This window comes from Luteolibacter rhizosphaerae (assembly GCF_025950095.1).
Lineage (GTDB): Bacteria > Verrucomicrobiota > Verrucomicrobiia > Verrucomicrobiales > Akkermansiaceae > Haloferula > Haloferula rhizosphaerae.
In genome coordinates, this window is record NZ_JAPDDR010000006.1 from 425,560 (window position 1) to 440,241 (window position 14,682).

12 protein-coding genes are annotated in these 14,682 nt (G+C 64.0%); 4 read left to right on the forward strand and 8 right to left on the reverse strand.

Annotated features, from left to right (window positions below):
- Positions 1–204: 204 nt before the first annotated feature.
- The 7 genes from OJ996_RS13920 to OJ996_RS13950 form a co-directional block, all read right to left on the reverse strand.
- The gene (locus OJ996_RS13920) at positions 205–1,692 is read right to left on the reverse strand and encodes a methyltransferase (protein ID WP_264514217.1); all 1,488 of its coding nucleotides are present in this window, start codon (positions 1,690–1,692) and stop codon (positions 205–207) included.
- On the reverse strand, positions 1,689–2,594 hold the full coding sequence (locus tag OJ996_RS13925) for an Hcp family type VI secretion system effector (RefSeq protein ID WP_264514218.1): 906 nt from the start codon (positions 2,592–2,594) through the stop codon (positions 1,689–1,691). Before OJ996_RS13925 ends, OJ996_RS13920 begins: the two co-directional genes overlap by 4 nt.
- Positions 2,591–3,157 carry an Hcp family type VI secretion system effector gene (locus OJ996_RS13930; RefSeq protein WP_264514219.1) on the reverse strand — a complete coding sequence of 189 codons (567 nt, stop codon included), beginning with the start codon at positions 3,155–3,157 and terminating at the stop codon, positions 2,591–2,593. The genes OJ996_RS13925 and OJ996_RS13930 overlap by 4 nt, the downstream gene beginning before the upstream one ends.
- A 124-nt stretch (positions 3,158–3,281) precedes the next feature.
- Entirely contained in the window at positions 3,282–3,992 is a 711-nt protein-coding gene (uppS, locus tag OJ996_RS13935; RefSeq protein ID WP_264514220.1) for an undecaprenyl pyrophosphate synthase, read from the reverse strand.
- Between the two features lie 57 nt (positions 3,993–4,049).
- Positions 4,050–5,318: an adenylosuccinate synthase gene (locus OJ996_RS13940; RefSeq protein ID WP_264514221.1), complete on the reverse strand. Its 1,269-nt coding sequence runs from the start codon at positions 5,316–5,318 to the stop codon at positions 4,050–4,052.
- An 82-nt stretch (positions 5,319–5,400) separates the two neighbouring features.
- Positions 5,401–6,540 carry a glutamine-hydrolyzing carbamoyl-phosphate synthase small subunit gene (gene carA, locus OJ996_RS13945; protein WP_264514222.1) on the reverse strand — a complete coding sequence of 380 codons (1,140 nt, stop codon included), beginning with the start codon at positions 6,538–6,540 and terminating at the stop codon, positions 5,401–5,403.
- Positions 6,541–6,687: 147 nt separating this feature from the next.
- Positions 6,688–7,533: a lysophospholipid acyltransferase family protein gene (locus OJ996_RS13950; RefSeq protein ID WP_264514223.1), complete on the reverse strand. Its 846-nt coding sequence runs from the start codon at positions 7,531–7,533 to the stop codon at positions 6,688–6,690.
- A 116-nt stretch (positions 7,534–7,649) separates the two neighbouring features.
- Between OJ996_RS13950 and OJ996_RS13955 the strand changes: the two genes are divergently transcribed.
- Positions 7,650–8,072: a 3-hydroxyacyl-ACP dehydratase FabZ family protein gene (locus OJ996_RS13955; protein ID WP_264514224.1), complete on the forward strand. Its 423-nt coding sequence runs from the start codon at positions 7,650–7,652 to the stop codon at positions 8,070–8,072.
- Here the strand turns inward: OJ996_RS13955 and OJ996_RS13960 are convergent.
- Positions 8,060–9,328: an AMP-binding protein gene (locus tag OJ996_RS13960; protein ID WP_264514225.1), complete on the reverse strand. Its 1,269-nt coding sequence runs from the start codon at positions 9,326–9,328 to the stop codon at positions 8,060–8,062. The genes OJ996_RS13955 and OJ996_RS13960 overlap by 13 nt on opposite strands.
- Before the next feature lie 203 nt (positions 9,329–9,531).
- On the opposite strand from OJ996_RS13960, the gene OJ996_RS13965 reads away from it, so the two are divergent.
- The 3 genes from OJ996_RS13965 to OJ996_RS13975 all read left to right on the forward strand — a co-directional run bounded on the left by OJ996_RS13965 (position 9,532) and on the right by OJ996_RS13975 (position 14,430).
- Positions 9,532–10,143: a TetR/AcrR family transcriptional regulator gene (locus OJ996_RS13965; RefSeq protein ID WP_264514226.1), complete on the forward strand. Its 612-nt coding sequence runs from the start codon at positions 9,532–9,534 to the stop codon at positions 10,141–10,143.
- Positions 10,140–11,249: an efflux RND transporter periplasmic adaptor subunit gene (locus tag OJ996_RS13970; protein ID WP_264514227.1), complete on the forward strand. Its 1,110-nt coding sequence runs from the start codon at positions 10,140–10,142 to the stop codon at positions 11,247–11,249. The genes OJ996_RS13965 and OJ996_RS13970 overlap by 4 nt, the downstream gene beginning before the upstream one ends.
- A gap of 88 nt (positions 11,250–11,337) precedes the next feature.
- Entirely contained in the window at positions 11,338–14,430 is a 3,093-nt protein-coding gene (locus OJ996_RS13975) for an efflux RND transporter permease subunit (protein WP_264514228.1), read from the forward strand.
- Positions 14,431–14,682 lie beyond the last annotated feature (252 nt).

Genomic DNA, 14,682 nt, shown 5'->3' on the forward strand with positions numbered 1-14,682 from the left:
GTTGCTGCAAGAGCAATCATGTCTCGCCCACAGAACAAGCGCAAGAACTGGCTGTCTGAGGGAAATTACGGTGTACATGAGAATCACTCATGAATCCGCGGTGGTGGAATCAGAGTGGCTCAGAATGGCGGCCGATTTTGCGAGAATGTCGGCGGCACCCGGAATGTCCGGTCTATCGTAGCAATTCCCGGACCAGCAGGAGTCTTAAGATGGCGGAAGAAGGATGCCGTGCCGTACGAGTTCTTCGACCAAAGCGGCGATCCGGGATTCCAAGTCCTCGATTCCGGCGAAGGCCGGGTTGGCACGGATCTCGGCGAGCATGGCTACGGGGGGCTGGCCGCTCCGGGCGAGTTCCAAGAGGCGCAGGATGTTCTCGTCGATCTGGCCATCATAGGAGAGGCGGCCGGGGCTGATGAGGCGGATCGTCTGGCGCTGCCAGCCGCCTCCATCCAAGGTCATGGCGGCCTCGGCCCGCAGGCCGGGGGATACGGTATAGACCGTATCGAGGAGCGGGAGTCCGCTCCGCAGCGCGGTCTCGGCGCGTAGCACGCGCAGCACCTCCGCCCCGGCGCTGGGGGATAGTTTCCCGGCATCGCGACTATCGCAGCGGGTCCATTCCTCGCCCGGGGCGCACTTCTCCACCACGATGAAGCCGCCGCTCAGGCAGGTGATGCCGCGCCGCGCGTAGTGATCCAGCCAGCGCTGCATCTCCGGCAGTGCGGAGTCCGTGGCACCGAAGCGGACATCCCCTTCGATCCACTTCCAAGCATAGTCGGAGGGCGAGCTACAGTCGGTTAGGAAAAGCCAGCGACGCAGGCCTTCCGGAGCGATCCAGGAAAGTGGCGCTTCACTCCAGTCATCCTCTGTCGCGTGGCCCCAGTTCAGGAGCAAGATGGCGATGCCGCCGGGGGCGAGGTGTGAGGGAATCTCCCGTAGCAAACGGGCGCAGATCGGGTCATCGGTGGGAGCCTCCCGGTAAATTAGGTCGCTGCCCGGCGATTGGACGTAGGGAGGATTTGCCACGATCAGGTCGAAGCGCTCGCCTGCCACCGCCGAAAAGGCGTCGCCCTGCCGGTAATCCACGGCAGGCGCTCCGGTGAGGACCCGGGTGAAGCGGCCGAGTGCGAGGGCCCGGGGGTTCAGGTCGCTAGCCACCACATCGTGGCCCGCTGCCGCGAGTTGTTGGGCCAGCCAGCCGATGCCGCAGGCTAGTTCCAGCACCCGGCGGCCTTTCTCCATGGGCGGGGTGAGCGAGGCCAGAAGCAGGGAAGAGGGACCGATTCCCATCGTCTGATCGGCCTCGCCCGTGGCTTGCCGGGAGAGGAAATCGCAGGCGATCCATGAATCTCCCACGGGGCAGATCTGATAGAGAGATTGGAAGCTGCCTTCGCTTGCTTCCATGAATCCCATCTCCAAAAGCGGCAGGACGCTGTCTCCCAGCACGGCTAGCACCGCGTCGCCCTCGAGCCGATCGCCCAGGGTGAAGAGGCGGATCAGCGTTGCGATCGGGGAGTCTGGATCGCAGCGGCCGAGCAGGGCAGCCCGTGAAATCTTCGAACGTAGCCAGTGCTCCGGCAGGCCGAGGACTTCCAGAGCTTCGCGGACGAAGCCGCCGCGCCGGAGCCGCTTGCGGAAAGGCTCCGCGTCCCATTGATCGAGCCCGGGGAAGTAATTCTCGGGCGCGAGGCTCACGGCTGCAGGCGCACGCGGTAGAAGCCGATCGTCCCGCCCGCCGGCACCGTGGCGGTTCCGGAGCCGGAGGAAGCGGTTACCGTGGCCACGGTGGAGAAGGAGCTGGTGAGATTCGGCGACCACTCGACCACATAGGTCGCGCCCGCCTTCGCGTTCCAACTGACTTGGGCATTGCCATTGCCGAGCACCACGTTCGCCTTGAAGAAGGAGGCACCGGATTTCGGATGAGTCCCCAGAAGATACTCTTCCCGGTTGGTCAATCCATCGCCGTCCGGATCCGCATTCGCATCATTGGTGCCGATGGAAAGGCCGTAGGTGGCCTCCCATGCGTCGGGGATCCCGTCGCTGTCGCTATCGGGATTGGGCGGTTCGCTGTCCGGGGGATTGCCGGTGCCGGAGCTGCCGGTGTTGTTTTCGAAATTGAAGGTCGAGTAGAACTGGGTTCCACGGACCGGCTCGAAATAGCTGTAGGTGATCTTCTTGAAAGCCAGACCGACGGTTTCGGTAGGTGCTTCCCCGTTGCCGGAGATTGTCTGCGACGTCAGGAAAATGCCTTCCAAGCGGATGCGGCAGAAGGTCTCGTTTCCCTCCGCGGTAGAGCGAACCAGATCGAGCGTTGCTTTCGGGATCTCGGCGCCGGTGGTAGTGGCTTGGAAGAGCTTCGGCGAAGCCTTGTCAACGAGCTTGAGCAAGCCAAATCCCTGCGGTGCCGCACGCTCCTCCCCGCTGAACTCGAAGCCGGTGATATCGATCCAATTGCGGTGCATCGCATCCCGGCTTTCACCGGGGATGGTTCCGTCGAAATCGAGCCATGCTCGGATCGCGGCTTGGGCGCCGTTTACCGCGAGAAGCATGACGGCAAACGCCGCAGCGGTGCTTCCGATGGAAGGGCGAAGTTTCACTTCGTGTTCTCCGCGAAGTTCCAAGTCACCTCGGGTTGTGGAATCGGGACCCCCTTCGCATCGAGTGCCGAGTAGATGATGCTGATCTTCTCGTAGCTGAGCTCGATCGTCTCGGAAACTCCGTCATCACCCGCAGCTCCGGAGCTATCGATCTTGGTCACGAAGGCATTGGTGAGCACGATCTTGTAGAAGACGACGGGCGCGGTGGCTGAAGCAGTCGTAGCGAGTTCCATCGTCACGGTCGGGAGGGGCTGCCCTTGGACGCTCTGGAGAAAAAGTTGTGGCGAAGCCTTGTCGACCCGCTTGGTGATGATGAAAGGCTTAGCGGTGGCCTTTCCTGCTCCGCTGCCGCTGCCACCGATGAGCACCGGTGTCTCCGTGCCGAAGCTGAAGCTTAAAGCGTTGCACCACTCGCGATGGACCTTGTCCACCGACTCGCCTTTGATGTCGGAAAACTTGATGAAAGTGTCGAAGGCGGCATCCGCTCGCGTGACGACGAGGCTGACCGCCGGGGCGGCCAAGGCGAGGGTGCGGGATAGGGAGGAAGGGCGCAGCGTTCTCACGCTTACAGCCTGCACCTAGATCCTTTCAAATGTCAAGGTAAGGGGGTGGTCCGGACAAGCGGGGCATCAGGAAAGCGGAATAATGCGCGAAGGTCTAGGATGCGTCGGGACCCGGGTTCGCTCGCTACAATCCCCCGAATCGGCGGTGGCGGCGGGCGTATTCCTGAGCTGCTTCCCGGAGATCCTCTTGGCGGAAATCCGGCCAGAACTTTTTGAAGATCACGATTTCCGCGTAGCTGATCTGCCAGAGTAGGAAGTTCGAGACCCGCAGCTCGCCAGAAGTGCGGACCAGCAGGTCGGGATCGGGGATTTCCGCGGTGTAGAGCCGGGCGGCGAAGCTGGCGTTGTCGATCTTCGCCGGGTCGATCTTGCCGGCGACGGCATCCGCGGCGAGCGAGCGGGCGGCCTCCACGATCTCCTCGCGTGCACCGTAGGACAGGGCGAGCACGAGGGTGAGCGAGGTATTGCCCGAGGTTCTCTCGATCGCCTTGTCGAGCTTGCGCCGGGTGCGGTCCGGCAGGCGGTCGAGGTGGCCGATCGCCTTGAGCCGCACGTTCTGCTTCATCAACTCGCTGGATTTCTCCTCCAGGAACTTCTCCAGCAGGGCCATCAGCGCGGTGACCTCCGCGGCGGGGCGGTTCCAATTCTCGGAGGAAAAGGCGTAGAGCGTCAGATACTCCACGCCGAGTTGCTTGCAGGCTTCCACGCATTCCCGCACGGACTCCGCCCCGGCGCGGTGTCCCTCACGACGCGGCAGACCGCGCTCCTTCGCCCAACGCCCGTTGCCATCCATGATGATGGCGATGTGGCGGGGGATGGAGCGGTCTTCGTTCATCGGGAGGACCGCATTGGAATGCGGATGAGCGAGCATGGGATGAAGCGGCAGTGAAAATCAGACGACTAATGTCTGAGCGCGATCCGGACCGACACCGACGAATTTCACCGGTGTGTCGCAAAGTTCGCTCAGGCGCTTGAGGTAGGCCTTCGCGTTTGCCGGGAGTTGATCGAAGGAAGTGGATGCCGTGGTGTCCTGTTGCCAGCCGGGAAGCTCCTCGTAGACCGGCTTGGCGCGGTCCCAAGCGTGGCGGTCGGCAGGCGGCAGCTCGTGGATGGTCCCGTCGATATCGTAGCCGGTGCAGATACGGAGGCTCTCGTAGTTGTCGAGGCCGTCGAGGTTCGTGACGGCCAGTCCGGTGGCGCCGTTCACCATGCAGCCGTGGCGGAGCAGCACGGCATCCAGCCAGCCGCAGCCGCGCGGGCGGCCGGAGACCACGCCGAACTCGCGACCCAGCCCATGCAGATACTCGGAAAGACCCTCGTCCACGGTGGGGAAAGGGCCGGAGCCGACACGAGTGGTGTAGGCCTTGCAGACACCGATCACCTGCTGGATCGCATTCGGCGGCAGGCCGCTACCGGTGCAGGATCCGCCGGAGGTGGTATTCGAGGAGGTGACGAAGGGATAGGTGCCGAAGTCGACATCCAGTAGCGAGCCTTGGGCTCCCTCGAAGAGGATCGTCTTGCCTTCCTTCCATGCCTTGTGGAGCACGGGGATGGTGTTTGTCACGTGCGGGCGCAGGCGCTCGAAGGCGGCAAGCACTTCATCGGCTTGCTGGACGGCGTCGAAGGTCGGTAGGCCGTACTTCGCGAGCACTTCGTTCGCGTCTTCGGTGCGGTGGGCCACCATCTCGCGGAAGAAGGGCTCGTCGAGCAGGTCGGCGATGCGCAGGCCGCAGCGGTTGATCTTGTCCGCGTAGGTGGGGCCGATGCCGCGCTTGGTTGTGCCGATCTTGCGGTCGCCGAGGGCGAGTTCGCGGGCGGCATCCAGTTCCTTGTGCAGCGGCAACACCACGTGTGCGCGGTCCGAGATGAGCAATTTATCCGCGGTGATGGCCACGCCCTGCGCTTCCTGGCGCTCGATCTCCGCGACCAGGCCCACGGGGTCCACGACCACGCCATTGCCGATCACGTTGACCTTGCCATCCCAAAGAATGCCGGAAGGAAGCAGGTTCAGGATGTAGCGGACACCTTTCGCGATGACCGTGTGACCGGCATTGTTACCGCCTTGGCCGCGCACGACCACATCGGCGCTCTCGGTGAGGTAATCGACAATCTTGCCTTTTCCTTCGTCTCCCCACTGGAGACCGGTGACGATGGTGTTCATGTTTCTTTAACCGCGAATGGAAGAAATGGGCATGGGTCTTGCCGGGAGCGATCGCGGTGTTCGCAGCCGGAAAAGCCGGGTCTTACTTCGTCGAATCGATCAGCGCCGCGAACTCCTCGAAGAAGTAGGTGGCGTCGTGAGGGCCGGGAGCGGCCTCCGGGTGATACTGCACGGAGAAGACCGGCATGTCCTTGTGGCGGATGCCTTCGACCGTGTCGTCGTTGAGGTTCAGGTGCGTGACCTCGACGTTCGAGGGCAGAGAGTCCGGATCGACGGCGAAGCCGTGGTTCTGCGAGGTGATCGAGATCCGGCCGCTGCGGAGATCCTTCACGGGCTGGTTGCCGCCGCGGTGGCCGAACTTCAGCTTGTAGGTCTTGCCGCCGAAGACGTGGCCGAGGATCTGGTTGCCGAGGCAGATGCCGAAGACCGGCTTCTTGCCGATAAGCTTCTTCACTTCCTCGTGGATGTAGCCGAGGGCTGCCGGGTCGCCCGGACCGTTCGAGAGGAAGATGCCGTCCGGATTCTTCGCGAGCACGGACTCGGCGGAGGCGCGGGAGTTCACCACGTCCACCTCGAAGCCGGCCTGGCGGAGGCGGCGGAGGATGTTCCACTTGATGCCGAAATCGAAGGCGACGATGCGGTGCTTGACCGGCGGCAATTCGAGGTAGGTCTCGAGCTGGCCGGTAGAGGCGTTCGGTAGCGCGAAACGGCGGGAGTCATCCTGCCAGATGTAACCGCTTTCGGTGGAAACTTCCTGAACGTAGTCCATGCCTTCCATCGAGGGGGAGGCTTGGGCCGTTTTGATCGCGGCTTCGGAGTCCAGCTCCGTGGTGAGGCAGGCGCGCATGGCACCGCGGGAGCGCAGGTGCTTGGTCAGCGCGCGAGTATCGACATGCTCGATGCCGACCACGCCATGCTGGCTGAAGTAATCCGGCAGGGACTGGCGGGAGCGCCAGTTCGAGGCGACCGGGGAAAGTTCACCGATGACGAAGCCGCGGACGTGCGGGGCTGCCGACTCGGCGTCTTCCGGGTTGATGCCGTAGTTCCCGATTTGCGGGTAGGTCATCGCGACGATCTGACCGCGATAGGAAGGATCGGTGATGACCTCCTGATATCCGGTCATCGAGGTGTTGAAGCAGATCTCACCGGTGGTGGTTCCGGTGGCACCGAAGGCACGGCCTTCGAAAAGGCGGCCGTCTTCAAGAGCTAGAATGGCTTTCATGGGCGCGGGACGGCCGCGCAGGAGCGCTACCCGCGCGGCGCGCGGACGGTAGGGGAGGGGCGGGCGGACTCACAAGCGGAATCCGGACAGGATTTCCGTCACCCCTTCAAAATCCACGCGCCGCCGTGCTGCGAGCAGCGCCGGATGTCAAAAATTCTCCTCCGCGACCTGCCTCCGGAGCTTGTGGGCGCGGGACAGGTTGTTTTCAAAGATGTCCTGGAGCCGCTTGGTGAAATCGTGGGCGGATTCGCCTTCCTCCACCCGCACGGGGTCGCCGAGTTCGAAGCTGAGGCGGATCGGGAGCTCGGGTTTTTTCCAGAGCGGCCAGCCCTTTTCGAGGAAGCGGGTATTGCTACGGATGAAGACGGGTCGGACCGGCACTCCCGCTCTCTTCGCGATCAGGGCGCAGCCACCGCCGAGCGGATTGATCCAGCGGGCATCGCGGCGGGTGCGGGTTCCTTCCGGGAAAAGGAGGAGCTGGCCGCCGTTCTGGAGCGCCTCCGCAGCGTCCTTCACCATCCGGGGAGACGAACCGTTCGGAATGTAGCCTGCGAGCCGGGCCCCGCCGCCGAGGAAGGGGTTCTTCAGGATCGACTCCTTCATGATGCAGATCGGCTGCGGCAACTTGGAAATCACGAAGACGGCGTCCCAGAGGGAGGTGTGATTGGGCGCGATGATCACCGGGCCCGACTCGTTTTTCAGGGCGTTGAGCGAAGCGAGGTCGGCGTGGACCAGGTCGGTGAACTTGAGGTAGCGGACGAAGACCCGGAAGGCCCGGTGGAGCAGGCCACGACCCAGCTTCTTGGCCGTGGAGCAGGGGAGAACGAGGATCAACGGGATGGAAACCGCCGTAAAGAGGAGGCCGAACACGCCCCAGTAAGCAAATGCCCCCAAGGTCGCGGTTAGATCCCAAAGCCAGCGACCCCAGCGCTTCGGCTGGGTTGTCGCAGCCTGGGCGGGCGCGGCAATGCTATGGGTGTCGGCGGGTGGCATGGGAGGGAACGCGCGTCTAGTCTAACCGAGCCCGGGGGATCGGGTCGAATCAAAATTCCGCTGCAAAAACGCGCATGCCGCTTGCCAGTGCGGGGTCGGGAGGGATGGATGCCGCCATGAACGACCCTCTCGCCGCGCTGCCCCATGGCCCGGAATTCCGTTTCGTGGATGCCTTGGTCTCGCTGGATCCGGGAACATCGGCCGTGGCGAGTTACCGGGTGCGGGGTGACGAGGCGTTCCTGGCGGGGCATTTCCCCGGAAATCCCTTGATGCCGGGGGTGATCCTGATCGAGGCCATCGCGCAACTCGGCGGGGTGGTGGCGCAGAGCGATCCTGCGATTCCGCCGCTGGCAAACCTGCTTCTCACCGGAGTGCGCGGCGCGAAGATCCTTGGTGCGGCGACGCCGGGTGAAGTCCTCAGCATCCGCGCCGAGGTGGAGGGTCGCCTCGGCGGAATGATTCAGGTCTCCGGGGAGGTTAGAAGCGGCGAGCGTCTTCTTGCCAGTGCGAAGGTCATGCTGAGCGGTCAGGAAGCGTAGCGCTTCTTCAATTCCGCCCGCCCGAGCCGCCATGCCTCTTCGGTGGCATCCGTGATCCAATGACGCGGGCACTCCCAGCCTGCCAAGGCGTCGATGGCGGCGTGGCGGACACCGTCCAGCGAGCCGCTTATGAGTTCGACCATGGCGGTGATTTCCTCGACCCGCTCGGGATCGTGGCTCGGCACGCCGAAAACCCGGGCCCGGGCGACTAGGCCGGTCGCCATCAGGGCGGCTTCGATCTTGGCCGGGCCGATCTTGCGGCCGGCGACGTTGATCGATTCCGCGCCGCTGCTGGCGAGCATCAAGCGGTCATCTTGAAGGCTGCCGAAGTCCTGAGTCAGGAAGCGGCCGCCGCCGAGGAGTTCGCCCTCCCGGGACTGGGCATAGCCGGAGGCCACGGAGCCGCTGGTGACGAGGAAGCGCCCGGATTCGTGGATGCTGACGCTCACGCCATCAAGAGGCGTTCCGAGATCGGCGGCGCTGCTGCGCGGAGAGTTGGAGCTATCGAAGGAAATGCCGCCGCATTCGCTGGCACCGTAGAAATTGTGGAGCTTGAGGGCGAAGCTTTCGTGAACGGCGTGTTCCAGCTCCAGCGAGAGCGGGGCGCCGGCGGAGATGGCCAGCGAGATGCGGGCGTGAGCGAGGATTCCCGAGCGATGCCAAGCCTTCCAAATGGACGGGACGGCGGAGACGGTGAGGCGGTCGTGGATGGCGAAGGCATCCGCGACCACCCGAGGGAAGGGGACTTCCACCGCATGCACGGGAACCCCGCGCAAGAGAAGGGGGAGGATGATATTCGAGAAGCCGTAGGAATGGGTGACCGAGATGGCCGCCAGATTGGGGACGGCGGGATCGAGGTCCATCGCCATGCAGAGGCGATCGGCATCCGCGGCGATCTGTGCGGCGGTGAAGAAGACGGCGCGGGGTTTGCCCGCGATGCCGGGAGTGAGCTTCAGGTGGGCGGTGCCGTCCGGGATGAGCAGGGGGAGATCGGGATCGGGCGCGTCCTTCTCGACGGGCAAGACGGGCTGGTTGTCCCGCCAAGCCCGGAGGACGGCGACGGCGACTTCCGGCACGCCGCCGCGGGCGATAACCGGGAAGAGAGCAGGGGGAGAGGCGTCGAGGCGGTCGGCCAGATCGGCGAAGGTCCAGCGGTCTTGTCCATCGATGATGGCGATGCGATCGCGATGCCGGTCCAAGGTTTCGAGCCAGCGCTCGTGGAGGAGGGAAACCGGACGTCTTGAATTCGGCGGCATGAATCGGAGGCGATCCAAGTGACGGCTTTACCCTTTGGAATCAAGGTATTCCCCGGTTTGTAGCTAAAAATGGAAACCGGGTGTCACGATTGGGCGGAGTTATTCGTCGTAGGGGTAAATGGGGGTGATGACAGAGAAAGTGAGTCCCGACCGTCTGGACGGTTTGACGTCCGACCGTCTGGTCGGTAGGGTGGCCGGGCGACATGACGAGAGCAAACCCGAGTGCGAAGGACCTGTTGCTGGACGCTGCCGAATCGGTGGCGGTGCGGGATGGTGTGGCGCGGCTGACCTTCGACGCGGTGGCGGCGGAGGCGGGGGTGAGCAAGGGCGGGCTGCTGCACTACTTCGCGAGCAAGGACCAGCTGATCGAGAGCATGGTGCTGCGGGCGGCGGAGGGCTGGCGGCAGCACTTCATGTCCTCCTACGAGAGCGTGCCGGAGGGCCCGGGGCGGATGGTGCGGGGGCTCCTGCGGGGCTGCTTCACGGACGCGCAGGCGTGGACGGAAGAACTGCGGCGCAGCTACTCCTCGGTCTTCGCGGCGCTGGCGCAGAATCCCGCGCTGATCCAGCCGATGCGGGAAACGTACGAAGAACTTTACAGCTATTTGAAGGCGGACGGTCTCGCCGAGGGCGTGGCCGAAACGATCAGCACGGCGATGGACGGGCTTTGGTTCTACTGGGTGCTTCGGCTGCGGCCTGTGGTGCAGGAAGACCTGGACCAGATGCGCACGGTGCTGGAACGGGCGATTTATCGGGCGATCGACGCCGCCGCCGATGAAGACGGATCTCAGACGACTACTCCTCAGGAATCATGAAAGCATCACAGTGGGTTGCATCCCTCGGGCTGATTGCCGCGGTGGCGGCAGTTGGCGCCGGATTGGCGATGAAGAAGAAAGCCGATATCCAAAAATCGATGGCGGAGGCGGCGATGATGCCCGAGCCGATGGAAGCGGTGATCGTGCAGTCAGCGCGTGAAACGGAGCACCGGCGGGTGACCACGGCGGTGGGCTCGGTGCTGGCGCTGCGTTCCGTGACCCTGAAGAACGAGCTGGCGGGCACGGTGGAGAAGGTGGATCTCACGCCGGGCAAGATCGTGGAGGCAGGCGAGGTGCTGGTGGCCCTGGATGTTTCCGTGGAGGAAGCGGAGCTGAAAGCTTTGGAAGCACAGGCGGCCCTGACCGAAGCGACCTTGAAGCGGGTGGAAACGCTGACGAGCAGCAGCGCGAGCTCGAAGAAGGATCTGGATCAGGCACGGGCGGAGCGCGACGTGGCGCTGGCGCAGACCGAGCGGACCAAGGCGATGATCGCCCGCAAGATGATCCGCGCGCCCTTCCGGGCGAAGATCGGCCTCTCCGACGTGCACCCGGGACAATACTTGGTGGAAGGCACGGAGCTCACCACCCTGCAGGGTGTGGATGAGGCGGTCTTCGTGGATTTCGCGATCACGCAAGCGGTGGCGGTGGGCCTGAAGGAAGGCGACGTGGTGGAGGTCGTGGGGCCGAACAAGGATGCGCCGGTGAGCGCCTCGATCGTGGCGCTGGATGCGCGGATCGACCGGGCGACGCGGAGTGCCTGGGTGCGGGCGAAGGTGGCGGATGCCAGCAAGCTGCAAGCGCCGGGTGCCTCGGTGCAGGTGAGGGTGCCGGTCGGGGCCGCGCGCAAGATGATTGCGATCCCCGTGAGCGCGCTGCGCCGCGGTCCGGAAGGCGATCATGTCTTCGTGGTGATGGCGGACAAGGAAGGCAAGCCGCGGGCTTCGCTGCGCCTGGTGCAGGGTGGAACGGTGCAGGGCGACGAGGTCCTGATCGAGAAAGGCCTGGCCGTGGGCGATCAGGTGGCTGCATCCGGATCCTTCAAGCTGCGCGAGGGCGTGCTCGTCGCGGATGTGGGCAAGGCGCCGCAGGAGAAGCAGGCGCACTAGAGAGCCAAGAGCCAAGAGCTAAGAAGAGACTTAGGACTTCAACCCGGCACCGCCGGACCTTTCGGAGAAAGGTCCCTGCCTTACTGTCATGCGCTCCTTTACCGATACCTTTATCAAACACCCGGTGCTGGCCATCGTGGTGAACCTCGTGATCGTCCTCGTGGGCTGGCGGGCGATCGGCTCACTGCCGGTGCAGCAGTACCCGAAGCTGGAGAGCTCCTCCGTGCTGGTGACGACGCTCTATTATGGAGCGAGCGCCGAGACGGTGCGGGGCTTCCTGACGACGCCGATCGAGCGGGTGGTCTCGCAGATCGGCGGGGTCGATCACGTGGAATCCACGAGCCGGGCCGGAGTGAGCACGGTGACGGTGCGGCTGAAGCTGAACCACGACACGACGGCAGCGCTGGCGGAGATCAATGCACGCCTGCAACAGGTGCGAGCGGAACTGCCCGCGGAGGCGGAGCCGCCGATGGTGGAGATCCAGCGCGCGGACCGGCCTTATGCGACCTTCTACCTGAGCTTCACCTCCTCCGAACGGAGCGTGTCCGCGGTGACGGATTGGCTGGCGCGATCGCTGCAGCCGCAGTTCGCGACGCTGCCGGGGGTGCAGCGGGTGACGATCGAAGGCGGGCGGCAGATCGCGATGCGGGTGTGGATCGATCCGGACCGCCTGGCTGCGTTGAACCTGACGCCGGGTGATGTGCACTCGGCGCTGCGACGGAACAACTATCTGGCCGCGGTGGGACGCACGAAGGGGAACCTGGTGGAGATCAACCTGCTGGCGAACACGGACCTGCGTTCGACGGATGAATTCGAGAAGCTGATCGTGGTGGAGCGGAACGGCTCGATCGTGCGCCTGACCGATGTGGCGAAGGTGGAGTTGGGCGCGGAAGAGCCCGACTACATCGCGAAGCACAGCGAGAAGGAGGGCGTGTATCTAGGCATCTGGCCGCTGATCGGATCGAACGAAATCGATGTGGCGAAGGCTCTGGAGAAGGAGATGGAGCGCATCAAGCCGACGCTGCCGGATGACATTGAGATGAAGCTGGCCTTCGACGGCACGATGTTCATGCGCGAGGCGCTGAAGGAGATCAGCAAGACGCTGATGGAGACGATCCTGATCGTGGGCCTGGCGGTCTTCATTTTCATGGGCTCGATCCGCACCGCGATGGTGCCGCTGATCGCCATGCCGATCTCGCTGATCGGCACGGCGGCGATCATGCTGGCCTGCGGCTTCAGCCTGAACCTGCTGACGATCCTGGCCATCGTGCTTTCCGTGGGTCTGGTGGTGGACGATGCGATCGTCGTGGTGGAGAACGTGGAGCGACACGTGCGCGAGGGTAAATCGCGGATCCAAGCGGCGCTGATCGGGGCGCGGGAACTGAAGGGGCCGGTGGTGGCGATGACCATCACGCTGGCGGCGGTCTATGCGCCGATCGGTTTCCAAGGCGGCCTGACGGGTTCGCTGTTCCTGGAGTTCGCCATCACGCTGGCGGCGGCGGTGATCGTGTCCGGATTCGTGGCTCTAACACTTTCACCGGTGATGAGCTCGCGCTTCATCCACTCGAAGGGTCACGAAGGACGCCTGACGCGTCTGGTGAACCGCGCCTTCGACAAGGTGAAGGCGGGCTATGCGGTGCTGCTGGACGGAGCGCTACAGATCCGCTGGGCGATCATGGCGGTGGCGGTGTTGATCATGCTGGCGGCGGTGCCTTTCTACATGTTCTCGGAGAGCGAGCTGGCACCGGTGGAAGACCAGAGCCACATCAGCCTCTTCATGGACACGCCGCCGGACTCGACGATCGAGTCCGCGAACCGCGATTCGCTGGAGCTGGTAAAGGCGGTAACGGCCTTCCCGGAGACGGATTACATGTGGTCGCTGACGGCGGGCTGGGGTGGCTTCGGCGGGATGGCGACGAAGGGTTGGAAGGAGCGCGAGCGGACGACGGAGGAGATGTACATCGAGGTCTTCGGTGCGGTCTCGCAGGTGCCGGGCATCCGGGTTTTCCCGAGGCTCGATCCGCCGCTGCCGACCTCCGGCCAGCATGATGTGGAGCTGGTGCTGCAGACGGACGGTCCGGTGGAGCCGATGATCCAGACGGCCTACGAGATCATCGGGGCGGGTTTCCAGAGCGGGAAATTCCTGTATGTGGATACAGACCTGAAGATCGACCGGCCGGAAGCGCGGGTGCAGATCGACCGCGACCGGATCGCGGACCTCGGGCTGGATCTGGCCGGCGTGGGCCAGGAGCTGGGCACGCTGTTAGGCGGGGCCTATGTGAACCGCTTCAACTACTTCGACCGGAGCTACAAGGTGATCCCGCAGCTGGGTGATAGCGATCGTGCGGCGGTGGGGCCCTTGCTCGACCTGAAGATCAAGACTCCGGCGGGCGATCTGGTGCCGGTCTCGACCTTCACCAGCGTGGAGGCGACGACTTCGCCGCGGACGCTGAACCGGTTCCAGCAACGCAACGCGGTGAGGATCTTCGGCGGGGTGACGCCGGGGGTGACGAAGGAGGCAGGCCTGACGGTGCTGGAAGATGCGGCGAAGAAGTCGATCGGGCCGGACACGACGATCGACTACGCGGGCGAGTCACGGCAGATCCGCAAGGAGGGATCGGCGCTGGTGGTGACGCTGGGCTTCGCGGTGGTGCTGATCTATCTGGTGCTGGCGGCGCAGTTCCACAGCTTCCGGGATCCACTGATCATCCTGCTAGGCTCGGTGCCGCTGGCGATCTCCGGGGCGCTGGTGTTCACCTTCCTGGGCTTCACGACGATCAACATCTACTCGCAGGTGGGGCTGATCACGCTGGTGGGCTTGATCGCGAAGAACGGGATCCTGATCGTGGAGTTCGCGAACGAGCTGCAAACGAAGGGTCTGGAGAAGGTGGCGGCGCTGCGGGAGGCGGCGCAGACGCGCCTGCGTCCGGTGCTGATGACGACGGCGGCGACGGTGTTCGGTCATGCGCCGCTGATCTTCGTGACGGGTGCCGGTGCGGAGTCGCGGAACAGCATCGGGATCGTGCTGGTGGCGGGGATGATCGTGGGAACCTTGTTCACCCTTTTCGTGGTGCCGGCGTTCTATTCGATCATCGCGGCGAAGCACGAGAAGGTGGAGGATATCGAGGTGGAAGAAGGGGAGATGTTTGCGACCCATGCTCCGGCTCCGGCGGGGGCTTGATTTGAAGAATGGGACCGGCTGCCTGAGGGACGGGTGGCCGGTGTGCTTCTGCAGCGAAGAGGGGCGGGAGTCGCGAGAATTGAAAGGCTGGGAGAATTGATCAAAGAAGCGAGTCGCAAGATCGTCTTAGAAGCCGTCTGAAAAATCATCTCCGTCCGGATTTTGATCTGTACTAGCCGGGTGAGGTATTGGAGAAGCTCGCGATGCGCGAGTATCCCTGTAGCCTCACCGATTCCGAATGGGAGATTCTTC